The following is a 24,725-nucleotide window of genomic DNA, read 5'->3' on the forward strand; positions in this document are numbered from 1 at the left end:
GACATGAGGTCCAGAAACTTTGCGCCGATTGCGGCGTTTATCATCTTCGTTGCCATAGCCGCCCTTACATTGTTTATCGTATGGACCGCAAGCCCGCATCCAGCAGGAGATGTGCGGTCTCTGGCCGCGCTGTTCGCTTTGCTGCTGGCAGAGACAGCCGCATGGCTGTACGTCTCTCGGCTTCTCCGAGGCGAGCTTCGCTCCTCTATCGCGGCCTTTGCGGCATTTGGCTATGTAGTTGCTGCTTATTGGCTGGGTACCATTATTGCGGCTTTTCTTATCTTTCTTCCGGCCGTGCTCTACTTGGGCATCCAGGCGCTGCTGCTCGTCGGAGCGACTCTAGCGGGAGGCATTCTGTATTTGTCGAACAGGCACATCAGCGGCGGCGAGCGCAGGGACGAACGTCGTACCGCCGATTGGAATGAGCTGCTAAGCGACGCTCAGCGAGCCAGGGATATGCTTCAGCTATGGAACGAGGGAGAGCGGCGCATGCTGGCGAAGGAGATGGACCAACTGGTCGACTCCGTCCGCTACAGCGATCCTGCCACCGTGTCCGAGCTTGCCACCGTCGAATATACGCTTCAGATCGATTTGCGTCTGCTAACGGATAAGCTTGAATCCCGAAGCGGACAGAGCGCCGCCGAGCAAGCCGCCTCCGTTCCCGAGCTGCGCCGCGCCATCATCGGTCTTAACAATGACATCAAACAAAGAAACCGGCAGCTAGCGGCAAGCAAAGGTTAGGAAAGGAGAAACGACGTGCGCGTTCTCGGAGCTATTATGTTTATCGTTGGGGTATTGGCGACCGTAACGATGTTTCTGCCCGTGCTCATATTTATTTTTATTGAAAATGACGACATGGCTACTAAAGTTGCGGCAGCTATTATTTTATTGATTTTTTTAGGAACCCCCTGTTTTCTGCTTATTTTTTTCGGAGCCCGATTGTTTCGAAGAAAGAAACCAGCAGTTGAAGCTCCTCGTCCCTACGTTCCGGAGCCTCCGACGGCTGCTCGGCCTGCAAGACCGGCACCGGCACCTCCATCCGACTCTTATTCGAGCTATGAACATAGCAATAACGCATCGGATCAAGTGGATGAGTGGTTGGACACTTTAAACAGGCGGGCCAAGGAATTGAACCAACAACGAAAAGCATCTTCCAGGTCGACTTCGGAGACTTCGGCAGCCCCTTCTCCTCCTCCCGAGCCAAAGACGGCCGTATGCAAAAACTGCGGCGCCTCCAAAAATGTGGCCGGCGGAGAAAAGGCCGTTTGCGATTATTGCGGCACTGTCCTGAGCTAAATGGCGCTATCTGAGAGAGGAGGGACATCATGCGCGTATGGGGCACGATTATGTTAACGATTGGCATTATTATAGGAGCTCTGATCTTTCTTCCTGTATTCATCGGCGTTCTTATTACCGAAAAGGAGACGCAAAACGTCAACTATTATTTAACTTTTACGGTTATTTTCTTCGGTGTTCCCTCCCTTCTTCTTATTCTGTATGGGAGAAAGCTTCGCCGTAAAGGGCAACTGGCAGCAGAAGAAAACTTCCGTCAGCAGCAATTGCGAAACGGTGCGTCGGAATACGCGGCATTTGGCGACAGGGCAAGGCAAGCTGTACGCCGACCGGCTATGGAGACCATGCAGAACAAACATAACGTTCCGCAAACCGCACCAAAGCTGGTTGTACCGAAAGTAACTGCGTCTCCTAAGACGGTCATATGCCGAAACTGCGGCGCATCCAAAAATATGGTCGTCGGACAAGAAGCAGCCTGCGATTATTGCTCCACCATATTAAAAGCCTAAGGTGAAACGGCTGTCGCCATCCTTTAGTGGCGCAGTAAGTTTCATTTCGAGAATTATAGGTCAAGTATGGGGAAAACTATTAAAAAAGGAGCTTTCCAATAAGTCTCAAAAATAAAAAGGTTGGGCGAGAAAACGCAAGGTTTTCCGCACAACCTTTTTGTGTGCCTGCTTTTTCAGGAAAGTGGCGATGTTGGTGTTTGCCACTTAACACTCAACCAATACGGGGTGTCCAGCATTCCGTTTTCACTGATTTTTTGGATAGCCATTTTGCCAGGTGCCGGCCTGTTTGGTGAATTGTATATGAATTTTCATACACGTTTGGCCAGGTGTCGGCCTATTTGGTGAATTGTATATGAATTTTCATACATGTTTGGCCAGAAGCTGGCCTATCTGGTGAATTGTGTATGATTTTTCATACACGTTTGGCCAGGAGCCGGCCTGTTCGGTGAATTGTATATGAATTTTCATACACGTTTGGTCAGCCAGGAGCCGGCCTATCATACACACTTACCCCGGTGAAGCCACTTGTGTTGAATTTTGTATACAAGCCTCCGTATAATCGAGCCATAAGGACAACGGGCTACCTTAAAAGTTCACTTCTCGGACAGCCCCTTCTTCTTATAAGCCCGCAATAATTTCGTACGACCGAACGCGCGCGGCGTGATCGAAGATATGGGCGGCGATCATAATCTCGTCTGCGCCTGTCGCTTCGATGTATTGGGACAGCTTCTCCTTCACCGTCGCGGGACTGCCCGCGATGGAGGAACCCAACTGCTGCTGCAGCATGTATTTCTCCTGCTGCGTCCACAGCGACTCCATATCTTTGACCGGCGGCGGCAACGGTCCCGGTCTCCCTCTGACGAAGCCCAGAAACAGCTGCTGCATGGAGGTAGCCAGATAAGCGGCCTCCTCGTCGGTGTCCGCTGCCACGACGTTTACCGCGACCATCCCATAAGGCTCGTCCAGCACGGCTGACGGCTTAAAGGAGCTGCGATACAGCTTCATAGCCGGCACGGTATACGTTGGCGAGAAGTGGCCTGCGAATGCAAACGGAAGGCCCAATTGCCCCGCCAGCTGCGCGCTGAAATCGCTGGAGCCAAGCAGCCAAATCGGGATGTCGGCGCCTTCGCCCGGAATGGCGCGAACGGCCATCGCTTTCTCGAAGCTCTGCGGGTCCAGAAACGCTCGCAGCTGCTCCAGCTGATCCGGGAAGTTGCCGCCATTGGTCCCTCTCTCTCCCCGAAGAGCGGTTGCCGTTAGCTGATCCGTGCCTGGAGCGCGTCCCAGCCCGAGATCGATGCGTCCCGGGAACAGCGCCTCCAGCGTTCCGAATTGCTCGGCAATGACAAGCGGTGCGTGGTTAGGCAGCATAATGCCGCCGGCGCCGACGCGAATATGCGAAGTGCCGCCCGCTACATGGCCGATGACGACCGATGTGGCGGAGCTTGCGATGCTTGGCGAGTTATGATGTTCCGCCAGCCAGTAGCGATTGTAGCCCCAGCTCTCGGCATGCTGCGCCAAATCTAGCGAGTTGCGAAGCGACTCCGCGACCGTCCCGCCTTGCACGATCGGTGCAACGTCCAGAACGGAAAACGGGATGCCATAGGAGGCGTGCGGCTTGTTAGGCTGCGACTGAGGTTCTTTTTTGGCCATTATCATTATCACCTGCTGACTTTAGAATACTGTAATTTTATTATATACAGTTTATGAAGTCAAATTTTCCTTATCGACTTTCCTTACAGGCGGAATCCAGGGAGCGAACAGGATCGAAGCGACTATAATGCCCAGCAGAGTGCCGGAGATGGACGAAACCACGAACATGCCTAGCTGATTCGCGCTGCCGAAATAAGTCCATTTAACAATTATGGCGAGAATAGCGACCGCAAAGACCACGCACCAGTATCCCGTTTTCAAGCCTCGCGAGACGGAAGGTTCGAAGGGAACATCGGCAGAAGCTTTCTTTAATGTTGCAATCATAAATAGGATAATAACGCTAAGGCCAAGCAGCGAGCCTCCGTGCTGCAATAGCTTATAAATAGGAAATCCGAGAAGCTCCTCCCTCAGCACCCCCCACCTGGATACGAAAAAACCGGACTGGTGCGTAAAGGCATCCACAAACACATGCGAAAAAAAGCCGATCGCAATGGAAACGAGAAGCTTCAAGATATCCCCGAGCTTCCTTAGACTCCATTCTCTCTCCCGAATCAAATTCCTCGCTCTGCTATCTAATCCGAATCGGCTTGGCAGACAAGTCGACAGAGGCTCTTTGATCAGGTAATGGAAAAGTAGCGCCAAACCACAACTGACAGGCAGCGCAAAAAGATAGAGCCCTTCCAGCGAATGCCCGATCGTCTCTCTTGGCTCGAATGCCCAAAAATATTCGAAATCGGGCGACATGCTTCCCAGCACGAGTCCAGTCAAACTAAACAAGCCGGGCTTTACCAGCTTGAGCGGAGCCGCATACAGCGGATGCGCGAACGTAAATGGCATATCATACCTCCCAGGAATGTGATGACTGTCTCCTTATTGTCCTCTCATTGTACTATAATGAGATTAACTGTTGCGATGGCGGGACGCCTTAATCCATATCCATTACCGAATGAAGCGTCAAAGGAGAACATCATGTCCGTTTCACTTACTCGAAATCAAATTATAAACCTGTGCGGCCTGGACAACTATGAGAAAGGCGCCGCCTATGCAAGCGAAGGCAAGGTTTCCGTAGAACGCTCCGGCAGCCGTTATTCGGCGACCGTATCGGCCAGTAGGCCTTATGTCGTGCATGTCAGGCTTGGAACGGGCGGCAGCGTCGAGCCGGAATGCGGCTGCTTGTCCAGTCTGGCGGAGGATCAGCATTGCAAACATATTGCCGCAGCGCTTATCTCTATCGTCGAAGCATCGAGAAAAGGCCGGCTTCGTACAAAGCCAGCGGAGAGCGCAGGCGCCAAAATCTATTTGCAAAGCGCCCCGGATCGCGAGCTCGTCGAGCATCTGCTTGGGCTGTTCGGCGAAGATGCCGCCGTACCCGTCAGCTTCGGAAGTCCCTTGCGCGACGACCGGATGGGGCTTAACGTCGAATTCGGCATCCTGCTGCTCCCCGCCAAGGACGGCAGGCATACGATCGGCCTGGATATGAAAATCGGGCTGCAGAAGCTTCATCCCGTCCAGCATTTGGCGGGTTTTCTGCGCAGCGTCGAAGAACAACGGGAGTGCCAGGCGGCCAAGCTCTTCCGATATACCCCCAAGCAGCATCGCTTCTCTCCCCAGGACGAGCCTGTCATCGAAGCGCTTGTCTCTTTACTAAGAGAAGACGAACGATACCGCTCTGCCATGGCATCCGGGGCTCTTCCCTCTTCGGGACCGGGACTGGAGGGCAACGAGCGTCTCCTTGTCGTTCCGCCGCATAGCTGGGCGAGACTTCTGGCCGTGTTAGCCCAAGCATCAAGCGCAAAAACGGAAGTGTTTGACGTTCAAGGAAGAGAACGTACCAGGCAATCGACCTTCGGCAAGCCTGTGCCAGGTCCTTCGCATGGCCGCTTGCCTCTGCAGTTCAAGCTTGATCGTTCCCGTGAGGATGAAGGTTATTCCCTTACGGCCAGCGGCATCAGAGAAGCGATCGTGCTGGAAGCTTACGGAATGGCCTTTATGGGAGGCGTCTTCTACCCGCTCCCCTCCGCCCGTCTTGTTCAGCTGGCCAAGCTGAAGCGGCTGCTGTTTTCCGGGATCCGCGATACGGCCGACGAAGAATCGGTAACAATCGCTGCGGAGCAGATCGACCGCTTTATGGACAAGGTCGTGCCCAGCTTGACGAAGCTCGGGGAGCTGCAGCTCGCCCCTGCTGTCGCGGATAGAATCTGGGTACAGCCGCTAAAGGCGCGTCTCTATCTGGATCGGATTCGCGGGAGACTGCTGGCCGGGCTGGAATTTCAGTACGGCGATATCATCATCAATCCGCTTGAGAACGGGGATAAGCCTCGCGGATCCGAGCGTATTCTCATGCGAGATTCCGAGAAGGAGAAGGAAATTCTGAGGTTATTCCAGCAGGAGGGGTTCGTAAAAACAGAAGGCGGATATGTGATGGAGGGAGACGACGACGAATTTCTGTTCCTTCACGAGATCGTCCCGCAGCTGGAAGAGCTGTTGACCGTCTATGCAACAGCGGCCGTTAAGCTCCGTATCCTTAATGAAACGATCCCGCCCAAGCTGTCGCTTACCTGGGACGAAAGAACGGACTGGCTGGAATTCAAATTCAAGATGGACGGCATCTCCGCGCAGGAAATCAAAGCGGTCGTGGAGGCGATCGAAGCGAAAAAGCCCTATTACAAGCTGGCGACAGGCGCCTTGTTGCCGCTTAGGACGGAGGCGTTCGAAGCGATGCTGCGCGTCATGAACGGCGTCGGTCTGCATCATCTTGCCCTTCATGGCGATATGGCCAGGGTGCCGATCGGCAAGGCTGCCGCGCTCCTGGATATGCCGGGGTCCGATGCGGTAAAGCTGGGGCGCTCCCTTAAGGAGCTGCTGGACAGCCTACGCGATCCCGAGCGGCTCGATTTCCCTTTGCCGGAAGCTCTCGGCGGCATCTTGAGAGATTATCAGAAGATCGGCTATCAGTGGATGAAGACGCTCGCCGCCTATCGGTTCGGCGGCATACTGGCCGACGAGATGGGACTCGGCAAGACGATTCAGAGCATCGCCTTCTTGTTGTCCGTCGCGGATGACATCCGTGCCTCCGGTCGGCCGGCTCTGATCGTATGCCCCGCTTCCCTGATGTACAACTGGCGAGGCGAGCTGTCGCGATTTGCACCTGGCTTGCGCACGGTTATCGCGGACGGAAGCAAGGAGGAGCGGCTGGACGCCTTGGATTGGACGATTGCAGGCTGTGATAGTGCCGGTGACGGCTTCAGTCGTGGAAAGCCCGATTTTGATAAAGACGGCAAAGGCGACGGAAGGCCTGACGTCGTTATCGTCTCTTACCCGCTGCTGCGGCGGGACTGGGAGACGTATGCCGCGCATTCGTTCCATACGCTCATCCTGGATGAAGCCCAGGCGTTCAAAAACGTAAATACGCAGACGGCCGGAGCCGTACGTTCGCTGAAGGCCGAATACCGCTTCGCCTTGACGGGCACGCCGATCGAAAATCGGCTCGACGAGCTGTGGTCGATCTTCCGGACCGTATTCCCCGCGCTCTTCCCGGATCCTCGAGGCTTCGGAGAGCTATCCCGCGAGGAAGTCGCCAGGCGCAGCCGTCCGTTCCTGATGCGCCGGCTTAAGTCCGAGGTGCTAAAGGAGCTGCCCGAGAAGATCGAGACGCTTCAGACCAGCGAGCTGTTGCCGGAGCAGAAAAAGCTTTACGCGGCTTATCTCGCCAAGCTGCGCGAAGATTCGCTCAAGCATCTCGACAACGGCGACGAATTCGGCAAAGCCCGTATCCGCATATTGGCGGGCATTACGCGTCTTCGCCAGCTATGCTGCCACCCTGCCTTGTTCGTCGAGGGTTATCAGGGCAGCTCGGCCAAGTTCGAGCAGCTTCTGGAGATCGTCGATCAATGCCGCAGCGCGGGCAGACGCGCGCTCGTGTTCTCCCAATTCACGGAGATGCTCGGTTTGATCAGCCGCGAGCTTGGCTACAAGGGCGTACCCTACTTCTACCTGGATGGCAGCACGCCGGCCGCCGAACGTGTCGAGCTATGCAGCCGATTCAACGAAGGGGAACGCGATCTGTTCCTGCTCTCGCTAAAGGCGGGCGGCACGGGGCTTAACCTGACGGGGGCGGATACGGTCATTCTGTATGACCTTTGGTGGAATCCGGCGGTGGAGCAGCAGGCAGCGGACCGTGCGCACCGGATCGGTCAGCGCAATGTCGTTCAGATTATACGGCTCGTCTCCGAAGGAACCGTGGAGGATAAGATGGTGGAGCTTCAGCAGCGCAAATTAACCCTGATCGACGATGTTTTGTCGCAGGACGGCCTCTCCTCCTCCTCGCTGACGGAAGCGGATCTGCGGGAACTGTTGTCGCTCGGCAATCGCTAGACGGTTGCGTCTCTACATTTCGACAGCTTTCCCTTATAATAGACAATAACAGCAACACTAACGGAACGGTCTTACTTCGCAATTGGGAGGAACGAATGGAATGACTGTCATGCACGATCGCGCGGCTCTTGCCAAAATCACGTTGCCCTCCAGAAGAGGCAGATTCGTGACTCGGGAACGGCTGCTTCAGGCTCTGAATCGGTCCCTCGCCGGCAGGCTTACGATTGTCCGCGCACCGGCCGGCTATGGCAAAACATCGCTTCTCGCAGAATGGGGAAAACAAGCCGGACGACCTGTCGCGTGGCTCTCGCTGGACGGCGCCGACAATGACAGCAACCGCTTCTGGCGATGCCTGACGCATGCGCTGGCTGCTTCCGTAGACGAGCCTGTCTCAGAACGTTTATATTTGCTCGCGGAGGGAATGAACTCCGTGTCCCGGCTGACCTATATCGATGCTTTGCTGAACGAGCTCACCCAGGTCTCAAGCCCTCTCCTGTTTATTATCGACGATTATCATGCCATCACAAACGAGCAGTTGCACGAGCACATCGCTTATTTCATTCAATACATGCCGGAGAATCTGCATCTCGCCATAGCAAGCAGGCAGCCGATTCCATTCCCCACGATGAAGCTTATGATTAGCGGCGAAGCGGCGGAGCTGACCGTCTCCGAATTACGTTTTACGCTGGAGGAGACAGAGCTCCTGCTGTGCGACTCCGTCCCGGCCCCTGTCGATAGCCTCATCGAGCTGTTAGATCGGACAGAGGGCTGGATTACCGGCATGATGCTCGTCCGGGTGATGCTGCGATCCGGTCAGACCATGGAACATGCGCTACGCTCCTTCAGTGGCCACGAGCGCCATGTGTCCGATTATTTATTTCAGGAAGCGGTAGCCTCGCTCCCTATCGAGCTGAAAGACTTCCTGCTGCGCACATCGTTGTTAACAAACTTCGATGCGTCATATTGCAACGAGGTGACCGGCCGGGATGACGGTGATGTCATGCTGGAGCAAATCCATGAGCTGAATTTATTTCTGCTTCCGATCGGCGAGCGTTCCGGTTATTTCCGGTATCATCGACTTTTCTCCGAATTCTTGGCGGAGACGTTCCGGATGGAACAGCCGGAGGAGTGGCGGCGGACGCACGGCAGAGCAAGCGTCTTGTTCGCCAGGCACGGCATGCTTCATGAAGCCATCGACCATGCCTCGTTTGCCGGTGAATATGACAAGATGGAAGAGCTGCTGGGCAGACACATCCCCGATGTCCTGCGCCGCGGCGAACTGGTAACGCTGCTCCGATGGTTCGGCAGCTTCCCGGACGATTATTCGCTCTCCCATGAGATGTCGCTGCTCCATGCCTTCGCGCTCGTGCTAACGGGACAGCTTGCGCCGGCGGAGAATCTGCTCCAGCGGTTGGAGCGGGTGCTGGAGCAGGCCGGCGGCTTGCAATCAGAGAACAACGAAGATCTGAAGTCGGGCATCCTGTTCGTCCGATCGAATCTCGTATTCATCAGCGGCGATTATGAGCGTTGGCTGGCATACAGCACTGGCATTTTGGATGAACTTGTCCCGGAGAATCCGCTTTTCTACAACTTTAACTACAACCTCAAGGAGCCTTTCGTCCGTAGAACGGTAATGGGGATGAACGGCGTATTATCGCCGACGACCGAGACGATCGCGGAGCTGTTCAGCGGCACGCTGGATTCCCACGGCTGGGACCGCTCCCTTATCAATCTGTACGTCAAACAATCATTGGCGGAAGGTTACTACGAATGGAACCGGTTGAAGGACAGCCTCCGCCTGTTGAGAGGTATCGAGCAAGCGGTGGCGAGCCGCGGCATTCCCGGTCTGCTCATTCCGCATCGGCTTACCGAAGCATCCGTCCATATGGCGCTCGGGGACATAGCTCAAGCGGAGCAAGTCGTCGAGGATGCGTTGCGATTCGCGTCCGGTCTTGAGGACAAACATTGGCTTATCGCGGTATACGCATACCGGACGAGATTGGAATTATCCATTGGCCGCTTGTCACAAGCGAAGGATACCGCCAAACATATGTCGGTAACGGCCAAGGAGCTTCCGATATACGCGAAGGAGTACGAATATGTAACGCTTGCCCGCCTGCTGGGACGTCAACGCAAGGAGAAGGAGGCGTTGCGTCTCCTGGAATTATTGAAGCCGCAGGCCAGAAGGGAAGGCCAGTTGAGCAGTCTTGTGGAGCATGCCGTGCTGCATGCCCTCTTCGAATACAAGGTCGGCAACCGGAACTCGGCCTTTACATCGCTTGAAGAGGCGCTCATAATTGGCGCCGAGAACGGATATGTCCGCAGCTTCGCGGATGAAGGAGCGGAGATGACCGAGCTTCTGCACCGCTACAAAGAATACGCCGTGGCCCATGGCCGCATTTATTATCCGCGCAGAGGCCGAAAGAGCAGCGGAGATGCGCTGCCTGGAGTAACAGGCTCCTACCTGGATGAACTGCTTGCCGCCTGCCCGGCTCCTGTTCTCCCGCAGACTAAGAAAGGACGCGCCTCGAAAGAACCGCTCACGCGCAGCGAGCTCGAGCTGCTGCGCCAGTTGCGGAAGGGAGCCTCCAACAAACAAATCTCCGCCGCCCTGCATCTGTCGGAAGGTACGGTGAAAGTCTATTTGTCCACGCTGTACGGCAAGCTCGGCGTCTCCTCCAGAACGCAGGCGCTGATTGCCGCACAGGAGCGCAAGCTGCTCTAGAACCTGGCGGACGAATTTCAAATAACTCTGATAGTCCCTTTGAGTGTTGCCAGTCTGCCCATAACATCCATTCGGATGGACGCCGAATAACCCGTTAAGCCCTGAGGTGCACGTGTCATCTCTTCGCCTAACGGGTTATTTTGTTGTGCATTTTGCTCAATATACGGTAGTAGGGTATTCTAAAGAAGTGAGAGCAATATGGATTGATATCGAGATGAGGATGATAATATGGAAATAATAAATTCATCTATAAATCAGTTTCTGGAACAGATGAAATTTGCTTATCGGACCAAGGATCAAACGGAGCAGATGAGATGCAACGGGTCTACGGGCGATGGGTTCGTTATGCGACTGGTTCCCAGGCCTGATATGCTGATCATAATAACCAATTGCACATTAGCTGAACATACGCAGGTCAACTTTGCTTTTGAAGAAGCGATGGTCGAGTTGATGATATGTTTTCAAGGAGAGGGATCGGTTGAGGCAGCAGGAGTGCATGGCACAATGCGTCCCAATACGATAACGCTTGGGCTTATGAACGACATAAAGGGAACGTACTTTTTTGCCGGAGATCGGTCGATGATTACGTTAGGCATTCATATTTCGGCTGCTACATTCGATCGTTATCTTACAGGGTTAGACGGATCTCGATCGACGGATTTCAAACAATTGATCAGCAATCGGCCGCTGTTTCAGCTCCAGCAATCTATTCTTGATACGCCGATCTTACAGTTGGCCAGTCGAATTATGAATATTCCCTACACCCATAATATCCCTAGTATTGCGCTGGAGAGCCTAGCTCTGGAGATACTATCCTATTCTTTTCAGTCCTTCGTATATGGTTCGAATCGTTCTAACCTGCCGGCCGCGATAACCAAAAGCGAATTACAGAGGCTGCAGCATGCTAAAGAAGTGTTGCTGCAGCGGATGGATAATCCGCCCTCACTGCTGGAGCTGTCCCGCATCATTGGGATGAATGATTTCAAGCTGAAGCATCACTTCAAAGCAGTATTCGGAACGACAGTATTTGGTTATCTGCGAGATATACGGATGGAGAAGGCTATACTGTTGCTGCAAGATGGAATGACGAGTGTAAGTATGGCCGCTGCGCATGTAGGGTATGCCAACGCGAGTTATTTTGCAAGTGCATTTCGTAAGCGGTATGGGATGAATCCAAGTGAATTTCTTCATTACGCAAATAATATCCGCTGAGCATTGCTGCTATCCGTGAGAAGGTAGCATCCATGTTATCCGTATTCTACACTAAAGCAACAGGTAGAGTATGCGTAGACAAGGATGGGATAAGATGGTGAAAATAGTGGCTGACGATGCAGCGGTTTATAAACTTGACGGAAAAAAAGCCGTTCCATGGATTTTGTTCGTCATGTTCTTCGGCGTGTTAAATGAAACGGTGTTTAATATATCAACACCCAAGGTAGCGGCTCAATATGACTTGTCTTCTACAGGAGTCAGTTGGATTATTACCGTCTTTTTTATTACCTTCGGTATTGGAACGGTCGTATATGGGAAGCTTGCCGATATGTACAGCGTACGTTCGTTAATTGCGAATGGGCTTGTCATTTATGCTCTCGGCGCTTTGGTAGGATTTCTTATGCAGCAGTGGTATGCGGCCGTCATTATTGGAAGGGCTATTCAAGGTGTGGGAGCTTCGGCAATTCCTGCGTTGATTATGATTGTGACAGCCAGATATTTTACACCGTCGGATCGTAGCAAGTTGTTTGGCATTCTGGCTTCGACCTCATCTTTTGCCATCGGCATAGGTCCCGTTGTAGGCGGCATCATCTCAGCTTATATTCATTGGTCAGCTTTATTTCTACTTTCGCTCATTCCGCTGCTGTCCATCCCGTTCTTCCTCCGAAAGTTTCCTGTTGAGGTGAGACGAGCAGGAAGTATGGATATACCGGGACTTCTGATGCTTGCCGTGAGTGTGACCTCATTTGTAATCTGGTTCACAGATCCGTCATGGCTGTTGCTGCTGTTGGGAATAGCGGCACTAGGCGCCTTTATATGGCGGATACGCACAGCGGCAGAACCCTTCATTCAACCTGAACTTTTCAGAAGCCGTTCTTATCGCACGGGACTGCTGGCAGGAACGCTCTTGTTCGTCGTAATGACCGGAATGCCATTTGTTCTTCCGCTATTCTTAAGCGGCGTACATGGATTCAATACAGATCGGATCGGCCTCATGTTGTTCCCGGGTTCGATAAGCGCGGTCGTCTTTGGAACGCTTGCCGGACGGTTGGCCGCGAGAAAGGGGGCCAACTATGTAGCGTATATCGGACTACTGCTTGTTGGAGCAGCCTTGCTCGGAGTCATGTTTATGATGACACAATGGATTTGGTATATCGCGTTCATGTTGATCCCCCTATATATAGGTTTCGCATTCGTCCAAACCGGGCTCTATGACAAGCTGGCCCAAGTTATTCCACTGGAGCTGATGGGTGTCGGAATGGGGCTCTTCGGGCTTGTTTCTCAAATATCTGGAGCGTTCGGAACGGCTGCGATTGCCCAGGTGCTAAACAAGGAGTGGCTTGGCCTCAGCATTGTTCCGATGTTTGACCTGGGTGCATCGACAGCCTATTGGAATTTGTTAATTGGATTTATAGTGCTGATTATCTTAGCCTGGCTGCTCTATCGGTTGGCATTCGGTTACAAAAGGGATGTTAGTTGACCTACTACATAACTGTCAACAGATCAGCCAATTCTTTATAATCGGCAACGATGTGGTGGGGCTGATCGTCGCTCTCCGGCTGAGCTCCCCGGTAATTGAACCAGACGACGGTCCAACCCGCGCCCAAGGCGCCGACTACGTCGTTGCGCCAGGAATCGCCTACATAAACGCATTGCTCAGGCGTCGTTCCCGTAGCCGCGTTAATGTGGCGGAATAGCCGAATGTCGGGCTTGTCCCACCCCGTCTCGCCGGAAATAAAGATACGCTCCGGAGAAACGAACTCCTCTAGCCGCATAGCCTCGATTTTGCGTCGCTGGTGGTTTCCTGCTCCATTCGTGATCAATCCTACTGCGATGCCCGATGCCGCCAACTTGGCAAGCAGTTCCCGCGAGCCAGAGAACATCTCGATGTCATACTGGCAGCCGATATAAGCCGCCTGCACCTCCGCGGCCTCTTCGTCGCTCAGCTGAATGCCGAACTCGGCCAATGTCAACTGAAAACGCCGCCTTCTCATCCCTTCGGTCGCCGCTCCCGCTTCCATCGCTCCTGCGCCGCCCAGCTCTAATGACAACTTGTCGCTATAATATCGGAGCCGGTGATAAGCTTCCTCGAAGGGGAAGTCCGGCCTATCGCTCGTCAAACCTTGTATCGCCTTCCGAAACGGCAGTAGGTGGTCGTACAGCGTATCGTCTACATCAAAAAATACCGTTGTATGCATAGTAGCGCTTCCCATCTTTCCTTCTTTCCTTCTTTCTTTCTTTCTTCTTGTTCCAGTATATCAAATATCCCTTAATCCCGCCCTAACCTCCACTACCCCGCCTCAATAGCTGAGGCAGGGTAGAAAGGCAGGGTACTCGGTCAACAGAAACGTCCATTACGCAGCTTTCCCGGCTCAGGTTATCAGGTCAGAAACAGCATCTACGCCGCATCAGGCCAGACATCCACGGATATCAAGCCGACATCAGCATGGAATACGAGGCTTGCGGCCCCATCGAGGTTGTGCCATAGCTTGGAGACTGTACGCTCCAGCCAATAACCTCCAGCGGTCCCGCTGAAATCTGAGGCACATACAGCAGCCGTATTAACTCGTCGGTTCGGCCAAAAACGTAGGCTTCCCGGACTTGCCGCACCATCGCTTCCGTTTCTAAATCATCCGTTCTCAAAACGTGCCCCTTATCGTGTTCGCTATCTTGAAGCAACGCCGTCCTTATGTCCCCAAGCGCACGACGCGCTCTGTGCAGCGCAGCTTTTACCGCTCCTTCGCTTGTATCCAGCAAGTCTGCAGTCTCCGCGATGGAGTAACCGAGCGTGTCTCGCAGCATGAATACGGTTCGCTGGATCGGCGACATCAGCCGATAGATCGCGGCGATCGCCCGATCCGCTTCCTCCGTATCCGCCTGAGGCGGCTGACCGCCAGTCTCTTGCAGCTGCCCGATACGTTCCCGCAGCATCCGTCTTCGGCGGCATTCGTCGACCCAGCCGTTCTTGGCTACCCGGATTAGGAACGCCTCCGGATTAACGTGACTCTCTATCTTCCGGCTCTGTATCGCCTTCAGCCATGTCTGCTGCGCGAGGTCCTCCGAATCGGGGATAGAGCCCGTCAGCGATATGCAGTACCGGTACAACGAGGCCTGCAGCGCTTCCAGCTCCATACTTGCATCCCGTCTCTCGATCCCTCTACCCGCAATGCCATCTTTGCTTATCATTGTCCAGCCTCCTTCACCCGCTGCAAGCGAAGCGGATATCGTCCTTATGGGGTAAACGAACGAATACGCTCAAAAGTTACTCTCCTCGTTATACTTATATCCTATCCCGAACTCGCGTATCCTTCCAGCCCCCTGGATCGTTTACCCGGCGTAATCCAATTCCAACCTACGGGAGGTTACCCCATGAACATTCCAATACCTTACGTCGTCGAGCAGACGAACCGCGGCGAGAGATCGTACGATATTTATTCGAGACTGCTGAAGGACCGCATCGTCTTTGTCGGCTCGGAAATTAACGATGCCGTTGCTAACAGCATCATTGCGCAGTTGCTGTTTCTAACGGCGGAAGATCCCGACAAGGACATCCATATGTACATCAACAGTCCGGGCGGCTCCGTGACGGCAGGTCTTGCCATCTATGATACCATGCAATACGTGAAGCCGGAGATTAGCACCATCTGCACGGGCTTCGCCGCTTCATTCGGCGCCATTCTTCTGCTGGCTGGCCAAAAAGGCAAGCGATTCGCGTTGCCCAATAGCGAGATCATGATTCATCAGCCTCACGGCGGCACCCGGGGACAAGCGAGCGATATCGCCATTACCGCCAGACATATTCTTAACACGAGGGAAAAATTGAATCGCATTACCGCAGAGCGCACCGGTCAGTCGTTGGAGAGGATCGAGCGGGACATGGACCGAGACTATTACATGTCCGCGGAAGAAGCTGTCGAATACGGCATCATCGACAAGGTGATTTTTCAGCGCTAACGCCGTTCCTGCAACCTGATTCCATCAACTCTTTCTATCAAATCGTCTCTATCGGGACAGATCGCCTTCGGCAAAAGTACAAGCAAATGCTAGAGCTGATTCATAGCATATAGTACTTTTACAAGAAGAAGGTGAAAGCATTTGGCTAAGAACAAATTGTTGTTCAGTACACCCGCTGAAGGCGTATCGATCCGTACGGGCTCGAGCAGAGTATTGACTCGAAAAGACTGTCACCATCATCATCATCATCACCATCACAAAGACCGAGGCATCGAAGTAAAAAAATATGAAACCATTCGCCTGTTCGCTGAGAATCGTGGCACATCCGCGACGTCCGTTACTGTCGCCATGACCAGCACGCAGAACGGTAGAACCAACAACTATAGGCTCGCAAGAGTGAGGCTCGCTCCGGGACAATCGTATACCGACACGTACAGGGTGCCCGGCAGATATGTCAACATTACAGCCTACTCAACGGGATACTCCGGCGGCTGCGGCGGAAGAGGCAGAGGCAGAATCGACACAATCGACGTGCAGCTTTACGGTCGCAAATAGAAGGTGCGTTCGCGGCATCACCGCAAAGGTGAAACGGCTGGCGCCGTCCTTTGACGGCGCAGCTCGTTTCATTCCGAGAATTATAGGTCAAGTATGGAAATAACTTATACTTTCTTATAAAGTGAAAAAGGTCGAGCAGAGGTGCCCCTTTGCTTCGACCTTTTCCCTTGTTACCTGTTCGAAATGTTCTCTTTGGTGCGTTCGTATTGCGCTATTATTTGGACCACAGTTCCACGCGGGCTTTGACCATGTTCGAGAATTCCTCGTTCAACTTGGCCACGCCGGCATCGTCCAAATCCTTCAGGAAGGCGTCATAGATTTTGTCGAAGTCTTCCGGCTTCGCCAGGATCGCTTCGGGAATACGTTTTTTCATAATGTCTTGCGTCTTCTGGAAAATAACGTTGGCCTGCGATCCCGTCTCAAATGGAAGCGTCCAAGCCGCTCCGTATTTGCGCTCAGGGAACGCGTCGTTAGCCGGCCACAGATCTCTGTACGTCGTTGCACCGTAAGCCGCCAGCGTCTTTTTGTCCGCTTCGGAATAAGCCGTGACGATCTGCTCCGGGAAGTTCGTTGTATAGTAGTTGCCGCTTGGATCCATAACGCCGTCGCCATAACGGGCGGAGATCAGGTAGTTGCCGATGCCCGTCGTTTTCTTGAACGTATTGTTGTCGTTCGACTTCTGCGCTTGTACATCGGCAGGAATAACGCGTTTGCCGTTCTCTACGTTGTAATGCTTGCCTTCGATCCCCCAGTTGACGAGAACCTGGCCTTCATCCGATGCAAGGTAGTCCAGGAACTTGATCGTGCGGACCGGATCCTTTGCGTCTTTCGTGATCGCGATGCCGTAACCGGACAGGTAACCCGTTCCTTGGAAGGAATGGTCTTGGTAAGTCTCGTCAAGCGTAACCGGGAAACGTGCGTACGTGGAGTCGAATTTGCCTTCGGCTTTCAGCGCGTTTTCGGCATCCGCATAGTCCCATTGTTGGTCAACCAGACCCAGAACGCGGCCGGAAGCGATTTTTGCTTTGTATTGGTCATACTTCTGGACGAAGCTCTCGGGATCCAGCAAGCCGATATTGTTCATGTGGTTCAACCAACGGAAGTATTCGCGCTCTTCGGGACGTTGGTAATGCATGATAGCTTCGAACGTTTCTTGGTTGATGTAGAATTCGCCGTCATCCGGAGCGCCCGTCGCGTAGAACGCGGGGTTCGTTACGGAGATTAGGATCTGCCATTCGCCGCCGTTCAGCGACATGCCGATTGTAGGTTGTCCATCTTCGGTTTTCGGATTTTTTTCGATGTAGGCTTTGATTGCGTTCTCGTAATCTTTTACCGTTTTGATCTCGGGGAATCCCGCAGCTTCAAGGACCTTATGCTGCAACTGGAAGCCGCCGCCCGCTTCGAAATAAGTGTGGCCTACACCGTCTTGCGGCAATACGTAGATCGCGTCGTCTTGCTCGCTCCAACGAAGACGGTTGAAATATTCGCCATAAATTTTCTTGAGGTTCGGAGCATGTTCTTCGATCAACGGACGAAGGTCGATCAGCGCGCCTGCGTCAACCAGCTTGCCCGCGTTGCCCTTCGGCATAACGAGGTCCGGGTATTCGTCGCTTGCGACCATCAGGGCGAACATGTCGGCATCGCTGCCGCCAACGGGGAACTCTTGTTTAAGCGTTACGCCCGTTTTGGCCAGAATCTCTTGGCCGACTTCGCTTTTCATGTCATCCCAGTTCGCGTTTACGTCGCCGGATGCAAGGCGAATCGTAATCGGTTCAAGCGATTCCTCGCCTGCATTGTTGGAGTTGCCCGAATTGCCGCCGTTCGCCGCGCCGGTATTTCCGCCATTGCCTCCATTGTTGCCGGAGCAAGCCGCAAGGAAAATGAAGACGAGGACAAGCAGCGCGCTGAACATCATTTTAGCTTTCTTTTTCATCTGAGTGTTGCCTCCCTTTTAATAATGTACCTAACTATATAGAACAGGATACCCCGTCACTACCATCATGGATGTTCAAAAAGTCCGCTTTTGATCACGAAGTTACTCATGGAAGCATACTCGACGTCGAATCTTGAACTCAGCCGGAACTTCCGGTGCTCATGTAGCGCTGCTACACTCCGCTCCTCAGTTCTCGGCTTTCGTCCAACCTTCTCGGTGCTGAAAACCGGACTTTTTGAACTTCATTGGATTTTCAAAACTTAAGACCTTGAGACCTTTAAACTAAACACCTTCAACCTTCAAACCTAAACACCTTCAAACCTTCTATCCTTCCATCCTTCCATCCTTACAACATTAGCTTTTGACCGCGCCTAGAGTCATGCCCTTGACGAAGTAACGTTGAAGGAACGGGTAAACCATCAGGATCGGAACCGTGACGACGATGGTGATCGCCATCTTGATGGATTCCGGAGATACCGAAGCGATAGCTTGCTGCGCGTTCGGATCGCGGTAGTTGTTGCCCGATTGCGTCGACTGCAGCACCTTCATAAGTTCGTACTGCAAGGTCGTATTTTCCGCCTTCATGTTATTGAAGAGGTAGGTATCGAACCAAGCGTTCCAGTGTCCCACCGCCACGAACAAAGCGATCGTCGCCAGCACCGGCTGGCATAGCGGCAGGATGATCCGCCAGAAGATGGTCCAGTCGTTCGCGCCGTCGATTTTGGCCGATTCCTGCAAGGCGATAGGCAGATTATCGATATAGGAACGGACAACGAACACGTTCCATACGCTCAGGATAGCCGGAATGATATATACCTCGAAGGTACCGATTAAGCCCAGATGTCTCATCAGCATATAGCCCGGAATCAGGCCGCCGGAGAAATACATCGTCATCGCGAACAGGACGGACATCCACTTTCTTGCTTGGAAGTCGCGGCGGCTCAGCGTGTAAGCCATCATGGAAGCCGACAGGACGCCGACGATCGTGCCGATGACGGTCCGCAGGACGGAGTTTTTGAAGCCCGTGAGCAATCCGTCGAACGCGAAGATCGTCGCGTAATTGTCCAGCGTGAATTCCCGAGGGAAGATGGTAATGCCTCCGCGCACCGTATCGACCGAGTTGTTGAACGAGATGGCGAGAACGTTCAGGAACGGATAAAGCGTGACGATACCCGCAATGACCATTAGACAATAGAGGCCGATGTCGAACAATTTGTCGCCGTATCTGCGTTGTGAAACATTCATGCAAAGGCCTCCTTATATCACCGATTCTTTGGTAATGCGTTTGTAAATGTAATTCGCCGCAAACACGAGGATGATGCTGACGACGGAGTTGAAGATGCCAATGGCAGTACCGTAGGAGTAGCGGCTGAGATTGATGCCGTAGTTCAACGCGTATAACTCCAATACCTCGGAATAATTGCTGACGAGCGGGTTGCCGAGCAAGAACTGCTTCTCGAAGCCGATGCTGATCAGATGACCGATCGAGAGGATGAACAGAACCATAAAAGTTGTCCGGATGCCGGGCAGCGTGATGTGCCACATTTTGCGGAAGCGTCCCGCTCCGTCCACCGTCGCCGCCTCGTATTGCTCTTGATCGATGCCCGCCATGGCCGCCAGAAAGATGATGGAGTTCCAGCCCGTCTCTTTCCAAGCATCCGATGCCGTGACGATGCCCCAGAACCACTCGCCCTTGGCCATGAACTGGATGGGAGCGTCGATGATGTGAAGCGCCATCAGCAGTTGGTTGACCGCGCCGCCGTCTGTCGATAACATCTTGTACACCATACCGGAGACGACGACCCATGAAACGAAGTGAGGCAGATAAGAGATCGTTTGGATCGAACGCTTAAAGAATTGATTCTTGATTTCATTAATGAACAGGGCGAAGATGATGGGAACCGTGAAGCTGACGATCAGCCCCATAATGCTCATGCCGAGCGTGTTCCGCAATACGAGATAGAACCTTTCGTCGGTGAACAATTCGATGAAATTATCGAGGCCGACCCATTGCTGGTTGAGGATCGAGAATCTCGGCTTGTAGTTCTGGAACGCCATCAGCCAGCCCCAGATCGGGACGTAACTGAACACGATGATCCACGCTACGAAAGGAAGCGACATCAGATACAAGTACCGGTGCTCGATCATCCTCCCGAGAAAACGCTTACGCTTATTGACTGCCGACGAGCGGCCGTGTTCCGTGGACGGCATTGTTTTCATCTGGCATGTTTCCTCCTCTGCTGACGCCATGCGACCTGCTTTTGTTGTTGTCCTAATCTTAACGGAAAATACACATCCCCCGACACCGTCCATATCGGTCATAAAATCATATCAAAATCGGCGATGCTCCCCACTGCTTTTCGGTCACGCTACTACGCCGGGCTTGCCGTGTGCCGTCTTTACGCCTAGCTTATCGTGTGCCGCCTTTACGCCTAGCTTGCCGCGTCACGCCTCTAAGGGACAACAGCGACGCTATTCCCTCCAAAATGAGCCATCGCCAAATCTAACGGACCTCAAAGACCTTATTCGCGTAACTGCACGGGACCCGAGGGGATTTTCGACCAAATAGCGCTTCTCTTGTCCGTTAGATTTCGGAAATGGGCATTTCCGCCGAAATAGTGACGCCTATGTCCGTTACAGACCACGACTCCAGACGCAGACCTCGAAGATCCGGCAGGTTGACGGCCAGGCAACGCTCGCATACAAAAAAACCTCCAAAACCACACGGGGAGTGGTTTGGAGGCTTTTAACCGATTCGCGGATTTTTCGCACGGGCACTGACAGACACCCGTGTATTCCAACAGGGTAAAATGGAGTGGGGGTACGAAGCCGAAACCTGTTTGATTACGTTCGGAATCGTGGAGCCGGATTCGGCACGGCGTTCAATAGAACCCCGCGAGATACAGATTCGGATCTGGACGCCAACTTCCGTCATCGAGCTCTCCAGAGTTCCCGCCAGGAAAGGGTTCCTGAGCCGGCGGCAGCATTTTCTGAACCGAGTGCACCATAGCCTCAGCACGGTACAACGACGGTTTAACGTTCCGCTCCCCACCAAAGCAAAGCTACTTTTCCGCCCCGCTCTTGAACGACGAGGGGGACACGCCTTTATACTTCTTAAACTTCGCATGGAAATAATCGACATTGGCATAACCTACGCGCTCCGCGACCTGATGCACCTTGTGGCCTTCGCGCAGTAGCTTGATGGCTTGCTCGATACGCACCTTGTCGAGGTAGGTGTTAAAGCTTTCGCCCGTGTGGCTTTTGAACAGCTTGCCCAGATATCCGCTGTTGTAATTAAAAAGCTCGGCAAGCGTCTCCAGCCGAAGCTGCTCGCTGTAATGTCGCTCGATAAAGTCCGTCACCCGCTTCATGGTGCCGCTGCTGTCTGTGCCTCCGATCTTGGCGGTAAAATCCGTCAGCCGCGTCTTAAGCTCATCCAGCATTTCTTCATAGTGGTGGGCCAAGTACAGCCTCGTTACCATATAGAGATCGTCCTTCAGCGACAGCTGAGGGTGGAAGGCTGCGGCTTTGTTCAGCATAAGCGTCAGCAGCTGAGCCCAATTGCTTTTGAGCGTCTGCTCGGAATCGCCCAGCCGGACAAGCTCCTCCGCGAACTCGTCGACCTGCTGCAGCACGTCGTGTCCATTGCCGAGATCAACTCTGTAAAATAATACTTGCGCCATCTCTTCGATGCTTAGCGGCTCGCGTTTAGCCTTCGCCCCGTTCTCGTCCGATGGCTGCGAACTGTAGATTTTTCCGCTGCCAAGCAAGAAGCGGCGCCTGAGCCGCGCCTTCGCCTCGCTGCTTGCGCCGGGCAATTGTGTTAACGCCTTCATAGTAGGTCCCGCTACAGCCGTGAAACGAATCCGGCCGCCGCATGTTTCCTCCAGCGTCTCTTGTATCGGGGTCATGTCGCCGCGCAGCCATGGACCGTTCTTGAGCAGCAGACCGATATACGGTTCCGTCGAAAATACCCAGCCCAGCCCCCGATCCTCGATCAGCTCCGTCAGTTTTTTTTTCGCTACCGCCTTCATCGTGAGAGAATGCTCCCGACTATATAACTCGATCAGCAACAGACGGCTGCCCGCAAGCGAAGCTTCCGACCCGAACAGGCTGGGAATATCGATATCCGAGAACTTGATGACTCTCGCTTCCTCTACCTCTACTTCAGCCTCTTCCCTTAACTCTTCCTCTAGCTGCGCCTTGCCCTCCGCCAAGCCTTGAAGCAGCTCTTCCCGAAGCAGCGACGCATTACGTTCGCTCAGGCCCGAGCCGACATCCTTGCGCAAGCCCAGTTCCTGCGAGGCGCGCTCGACATAGCTCTCCAGCTCGTCCTCGTCAATCGGCTTGACGACATACCCGCTGACGCCGTGAACAATGGCTTGCTTGGCATAATTAAAATCCGCATAGCCGCTTAAAATAAGAATGCGGCAATCGGGATCGCTTTGCCGGATGCCTTCGATGGCCTTCAGACCGTCCATGACCGGCATTCGGATATCAATCAGAATCAGATCCGGGCGCAGCAAGGCATGCTGCTCGATGGCATCCTTGCCATTGGCGGCCGTCCCCGCAATCTCGAAGCCAAGACGCTCCCATTCGATCAAGGTTTGCAGTCCTTGCCGGATCATCGGTTCGTCGTCCACGATCATTACCTTATGCATGACGTAATCCCCCCGTCGGAATATTGAACGTAATACGCGTTCCCTCGCCAAGAACGCTTTCTATTCGCAACCCGAATGATTCGCCATAAATCATGATTAACCGTTGATGTACGTTGCGAAGGCCAATCCGATATTGTTCTTCTTCTTCCATATCGTCGAACGAACGAAGAATGCTCCCCATCCGCTCCTCGTCGATGCCGGAGCCGTTGTCCTTGATCTCGATCCCGACACCCTCCTCGTTCCGATAGACGCGGACGGATACGAAGCCGCCCTGCTCGACATGGTCGAGACCATGCACGACGGCATTCTCGACAAGCGGTTGAATAACGAGCGGCGGAAGCTCCGCCGAAGCGCAGCTTTCATCGACATCCAGCAGGAAGGAAAGCCGGTCGCCGCCGTAACGGAATTTCTGAATTTCCAGGTAACACCGCACGACCTCGATTTCGTCGCGGATCGCGATGCGTCGATTGCCGACCTCCAGGTTTTGCCGAATCATCTTGCCGAGCATCCGAACGACGACGGAAATTTCCTTTTGGCCGTTCATATGGGCCTTCATCCGGATGGATTCCAGCGCGTTGAACAGGAAATGCGGATTGATCTGGCTCGCCATCATCTTGAGCTTGATCTCCCGTTGGCGGAGCAGCAGCTGCGCCTTCTGACTCTCGGAATCCGCAACCTCGTCCATTAATCCTCTGATGCTGACGACCATATTATTAAATTGACGGGACAACATGCCGATCTCGTCGTTGCCGCTGACGGAGGAAATGACGTTTAAGTCGCCCATCGCCACCTTGTTGAGATCCTTGTGAAGGAGCAGCATTCGCTTGGAGATTAACGTTGAGGTCAGATAGATAAGCCCCCATGCAACAGCGAGACTGACTAACATGATGGCCAGCCCAAGCAAGCTGATCCGGTTCGCTCCGCCGACAATGCTGTCCACGGCGAACACGGAGACGACCCGCAGTCCGTTCCGGCTCGAAGTCGGAATAAGCTTCTCGATAACGACGCGGGAAGGTTTGCCATCATATCGGAATTCATAGGTCCCCTCCGATTTGCCTGCTATGGGACTGTTAAAGGTCGCGTCATTGATGTTCTTGCCGACAAGTGCGCCGTCCTTCGCCGCTACGATGTAGCCATTGTCCTCGATGATCATGGTGTCGAACGCTTCCTGACGCATCATGCTGCCCAGCACCTCGGGGTCGATCGTGATGACGAGCACTCCGCTTGTCCGATATAGCGGAAAATTGACTTTGCGCACCAGACTGAGATATTTCCGATTGCCCTTGGTCTCGTCCCCGACGTATTGCCAGCGGATGCCGTCTTCGGTCATCGCTTGATGGAACCAAGGTTCGCGCGTCTTCTCCGGCGTGATTCGGAGGAATTCCCAGTTGTCCAGCATCGTCGGGTTCGTATAATAGAAGCGGATATTATGAATTTCGTTATACAGCTTGACGGAATCGCGGATGTCTCGGTATTCCCGGTATGCTTCTACAACCGAATACGTTGAAGCATACTGCGTATTAACGACGTTCATCAACCGAGCGTCGCTGAGTAGATTATCCGAAACTTCAAGCGGCATGCGGACGATGTTCGCAATCTGCGACTTCACCCTGTCAACGTTGCTGCCTACTTGCTGCGTGGCTTGATCCAGCACATTTTGGCGAAACGCCAGAGTCAGAAATACACCTACGATAAGAACCGGGACGAACACGACCAGAATGAAGGAGACGATCAGCTTTGGCTTGATTCGAATATCATTTGTACGGTTCGCAAGCCGTCTGAAAAATTCAATGAACATGCTGCTATCGTCTCCTTGCCGCCATGCCGGCTAATATTTCCTCCATTCTAGCATAACC

At 53.4% G+C, this 24,725-nt stretch carries 17 protein-coding genes; 8 read left to right on the plus strand and 9 right to left on the minus strand.

Going from position 1 to position 24,725, the window contains the following annotated elements; all coding sequences use genetic code 11:
* Positions 1-3 precede the first annotated feature (3 nt).
* Both H7F31_RS34370 and H7F31_RS28235 read left to right on the plus strand, forming a co-directional pair.
* Positions 4-741 (plus strand): hypothetical protein, encoded by a 738-nt coding sequence (locus H7F31_RS34370; RefSeq protein ID WP_261800162.1) that lies wholly within the window; start codon positions 4-6, stop codon positions 739-741.
* Between the two features lie 584 nt (positions 742-1,325).
* Positions 1,326-1,802 (plus strand): hypothetical protein, encoded by a 477-nt coding sequence (locus H7F31_RS28235; protein ID WP_187101511.1) that lies wholly within the window; start codon positions 1,326-1,328, stop codon positions 1,800-1,802.
* Positions 1,803-2,420: 618 nt separating this feature from the next.
* Here the strand turns inward: H7F31_RS28235 and H7F31_RS28240 are convergent.
* Both H7F31_RS28240 and H7F31_RS28245 read right to left on the minus strand, forming a co-directional pair.
* Entirely contained in the window at positions 2,421-3,455 is a 1,035-nt protein-coding gene (locus H7F31_RS28240; RefSeq protein WP_187101512.1) for an LLM class flavin-dependent oxidoreductase, read from the minus strand.
* A gap of 51 nt (positions 3,456-3,506) precedes the next feature.
* A complete protein-coding gene (locus tag H7F31_RS28245) occupies positions 3,507-4,292 on the minus strand; it encodes a DUF4184 family protein (RefSeq protein ID WP_187101513.1) in 786 nt (261 codons plus the stop codon).
* A gap of 132 nt (positions 4,293-4,424) precedes the next feature.
* Between H7F31_RS28245 and H7F31_RS28250 the strand changes: the two genes are divergently transcribed.
* The 4 genes from H7F31_RS28250 to H7F31_RS28265 all read left to right on the plus strand — a co-directional run bounded on the left by H7F31_RS28250 (position 4,425) and on the right by H7F31_RS28265 (position 13,246).
* Positions 4,425-7,829, plus strand: a complete 3,405-nt coding sequence (locus H7F31_RS28250; protein WP_187101514.1) for a DEAD/DEAH box helicase — start codon at positions 4,425-4,427, stop codon at positions 7,827-7,829.
* A 100-nt stretch (positions 7,830-7,929) separates the two neighbouring features.
* Positions 7,930-10,554 carry a winged helix-turn-helix domain-containing protein gene (locus H7F31_RS28255; protein ID WP_187101515.1) on the plus strand — a complete coding sequence of 875 codons (2,625 nt, stop codon included), beginning with the start codon at positions 7,930-7,932 and terminating at the stop codon, positions 10,552-10,554.
* Positions 10,555-10,782: 228 nt separating this feature from the next.
* A complete protein-coding gene (locus tag H7F31_RS28260) occupies positions 10,783-11,766 on the plus strand; it encodes an AraC family transcriptional regulator (protein ID WP_187101516.1) in 984 nt (327 codons plus the stop codon).
* A gap of 94 nt (positions 11,767-11,860) precedes the next feature.
* Entirely contained in the window at positions 11,861-13,246 is a 1,386-nt protein-coding gene (locus H7F31_RS28265; protein ID WP_187101517.1) for an MFS transporter, read from the plus strand.
* A 4-nt stretch (positions 13,247-13,250) separates the two neighbouring features.
* Here H7F31_RS28265 and H7F31_RS28270 read toward each other — a convergent pair whose 3' ends face one another.
* A complete protein-coding gene (locus H7F31_RS28270; protein WP_261800163.1) occupies positions 13,251-13,964 on the minus strand; it encodes an HAD family hydrolase in 714 nt (237 codons plus the stop codon).
* 232 nt (positions 13,965-14,196) lie between these two features.
* Complete coding sequence (locus H7F31_RS28275; protein ID WP_187101519.1) at positions 14,197-14,952, minus strand: RNA polymerase sigma factor; 756 nt, start codon at positions 14,950-14,952, stop codon at positions 14,197-14,199.
* Positions 14,953-15,135: 183 nt separating this feature from the next.
* Between H7F31_RS28275 and clpP the strand changes: the two genes are divergently transcribed.
* Both clpP and H7F31_RS28285 read left to right on the plus strand, forming a co-directional pair.
* On the plus strand, positions 15,136-15,720 hold the full coding sequence (clpP, locus tag H7F31_RS28280) for an ATP-dependent Clp endopeptidase proteolytic subunit ClpP (protein WP_187101520.1): 585 nt from the start codon (positions 15,136-15,138) through the stop codon (positions 15,718-15,720).
* Positions 15,721-15,861: 141 nt separating this feature from the next.
* Positions 15,862-16,275, plus strand: coding sequence for a hypothetical protein (locus H7F31_RS28285; RefSeq protein ID WP_187101521.1), 414 nt, complete (start codon positions 15,862-15,864; stop codon positions 16,273-16,275).
* Between the two features lie 214 nt (positions 16,276-16,489).
* Here the strand turns inward: H7F31_RS28285 and H7F31_RS28290 are convergent, their stop codons facing one another.
* The 5 genes from H7F31_RS28290 to H7F31_RS28310 form a co-directional block, all read right to left on the minus strand.
* On the minus strand, positions 16,490-18,208 hold the full coding sequence (locus H7F31_RS28290) for an ABC transporter substrate-binding protein (protein ID WP_187101522.1): 1,719 nt from the start codon (positions 18,206-18,208) through the stop codon (positions 16,490-16,492).
* Between the two features lie 354 nt (positions 18,209-18,562).
* Positions 18,563-19,393 carry a carbohydrate ABC transporter permease gene (locus H7F31_RS28295; protein WP_397374756.1) on the minus strand — a complete coding sequence of 277 codons (831 nt, stop codon included), beginning with the start codon at positions 19,391-19,393 and terminating at the stop codon, positions 18,563-18,565.
* Positions 19,394-19,465: 72 nt separating this feature from the next.
* Positions 19,466-20,356: an ABC transporter permease gene (locus tag H7F31_RS28300; protein ID WP_397374758.1), complete on the minus strand. Its 891-nt coding sequence runs from the start codon at positions 20,354-20,356 to the stop codon at positions 19,466-19,468.
* A gap of 914 nt (positions 20,357-21,270) precedes the next feature.
* Positions 21,271-22,869 (minus strand): response regulator transcription factor, encoded by a 1,599-nt coding sequence (locus H7F31_RS28305; RefSeq protein WP_187101525.1) that lies wholly within the window; start codon positions 22,867-22,869, stop codon positions 21,271-21,273.
* Positions 22,862-24,667, minus strand: a complete 1,806-nt coding sequence (locus H7F31_RS28310; RefSeq protein ID WP_187101526.1) for a sensor histidine kinase — start codon at positions 24,665-24,667, stop codon at positions 22,862-22,864. Before H7F31_RS28310 ends, H7F31_RS28305 begins: the two co-directional genes overlap by 8 nt.
* Positions 24,668-24,725 lie beyond the last annotated feature (58 nt).

It is taken from the genome of Paenibacillus sp. PAMC21692 (assembly GCF_014303795.1).
Lineage (GTDB): Bacteria > Bacillota > Bacilli > Paenibacillales > Paenibacillaceae > Pristimantibacillus > Pristimantibacillus agaridevorans.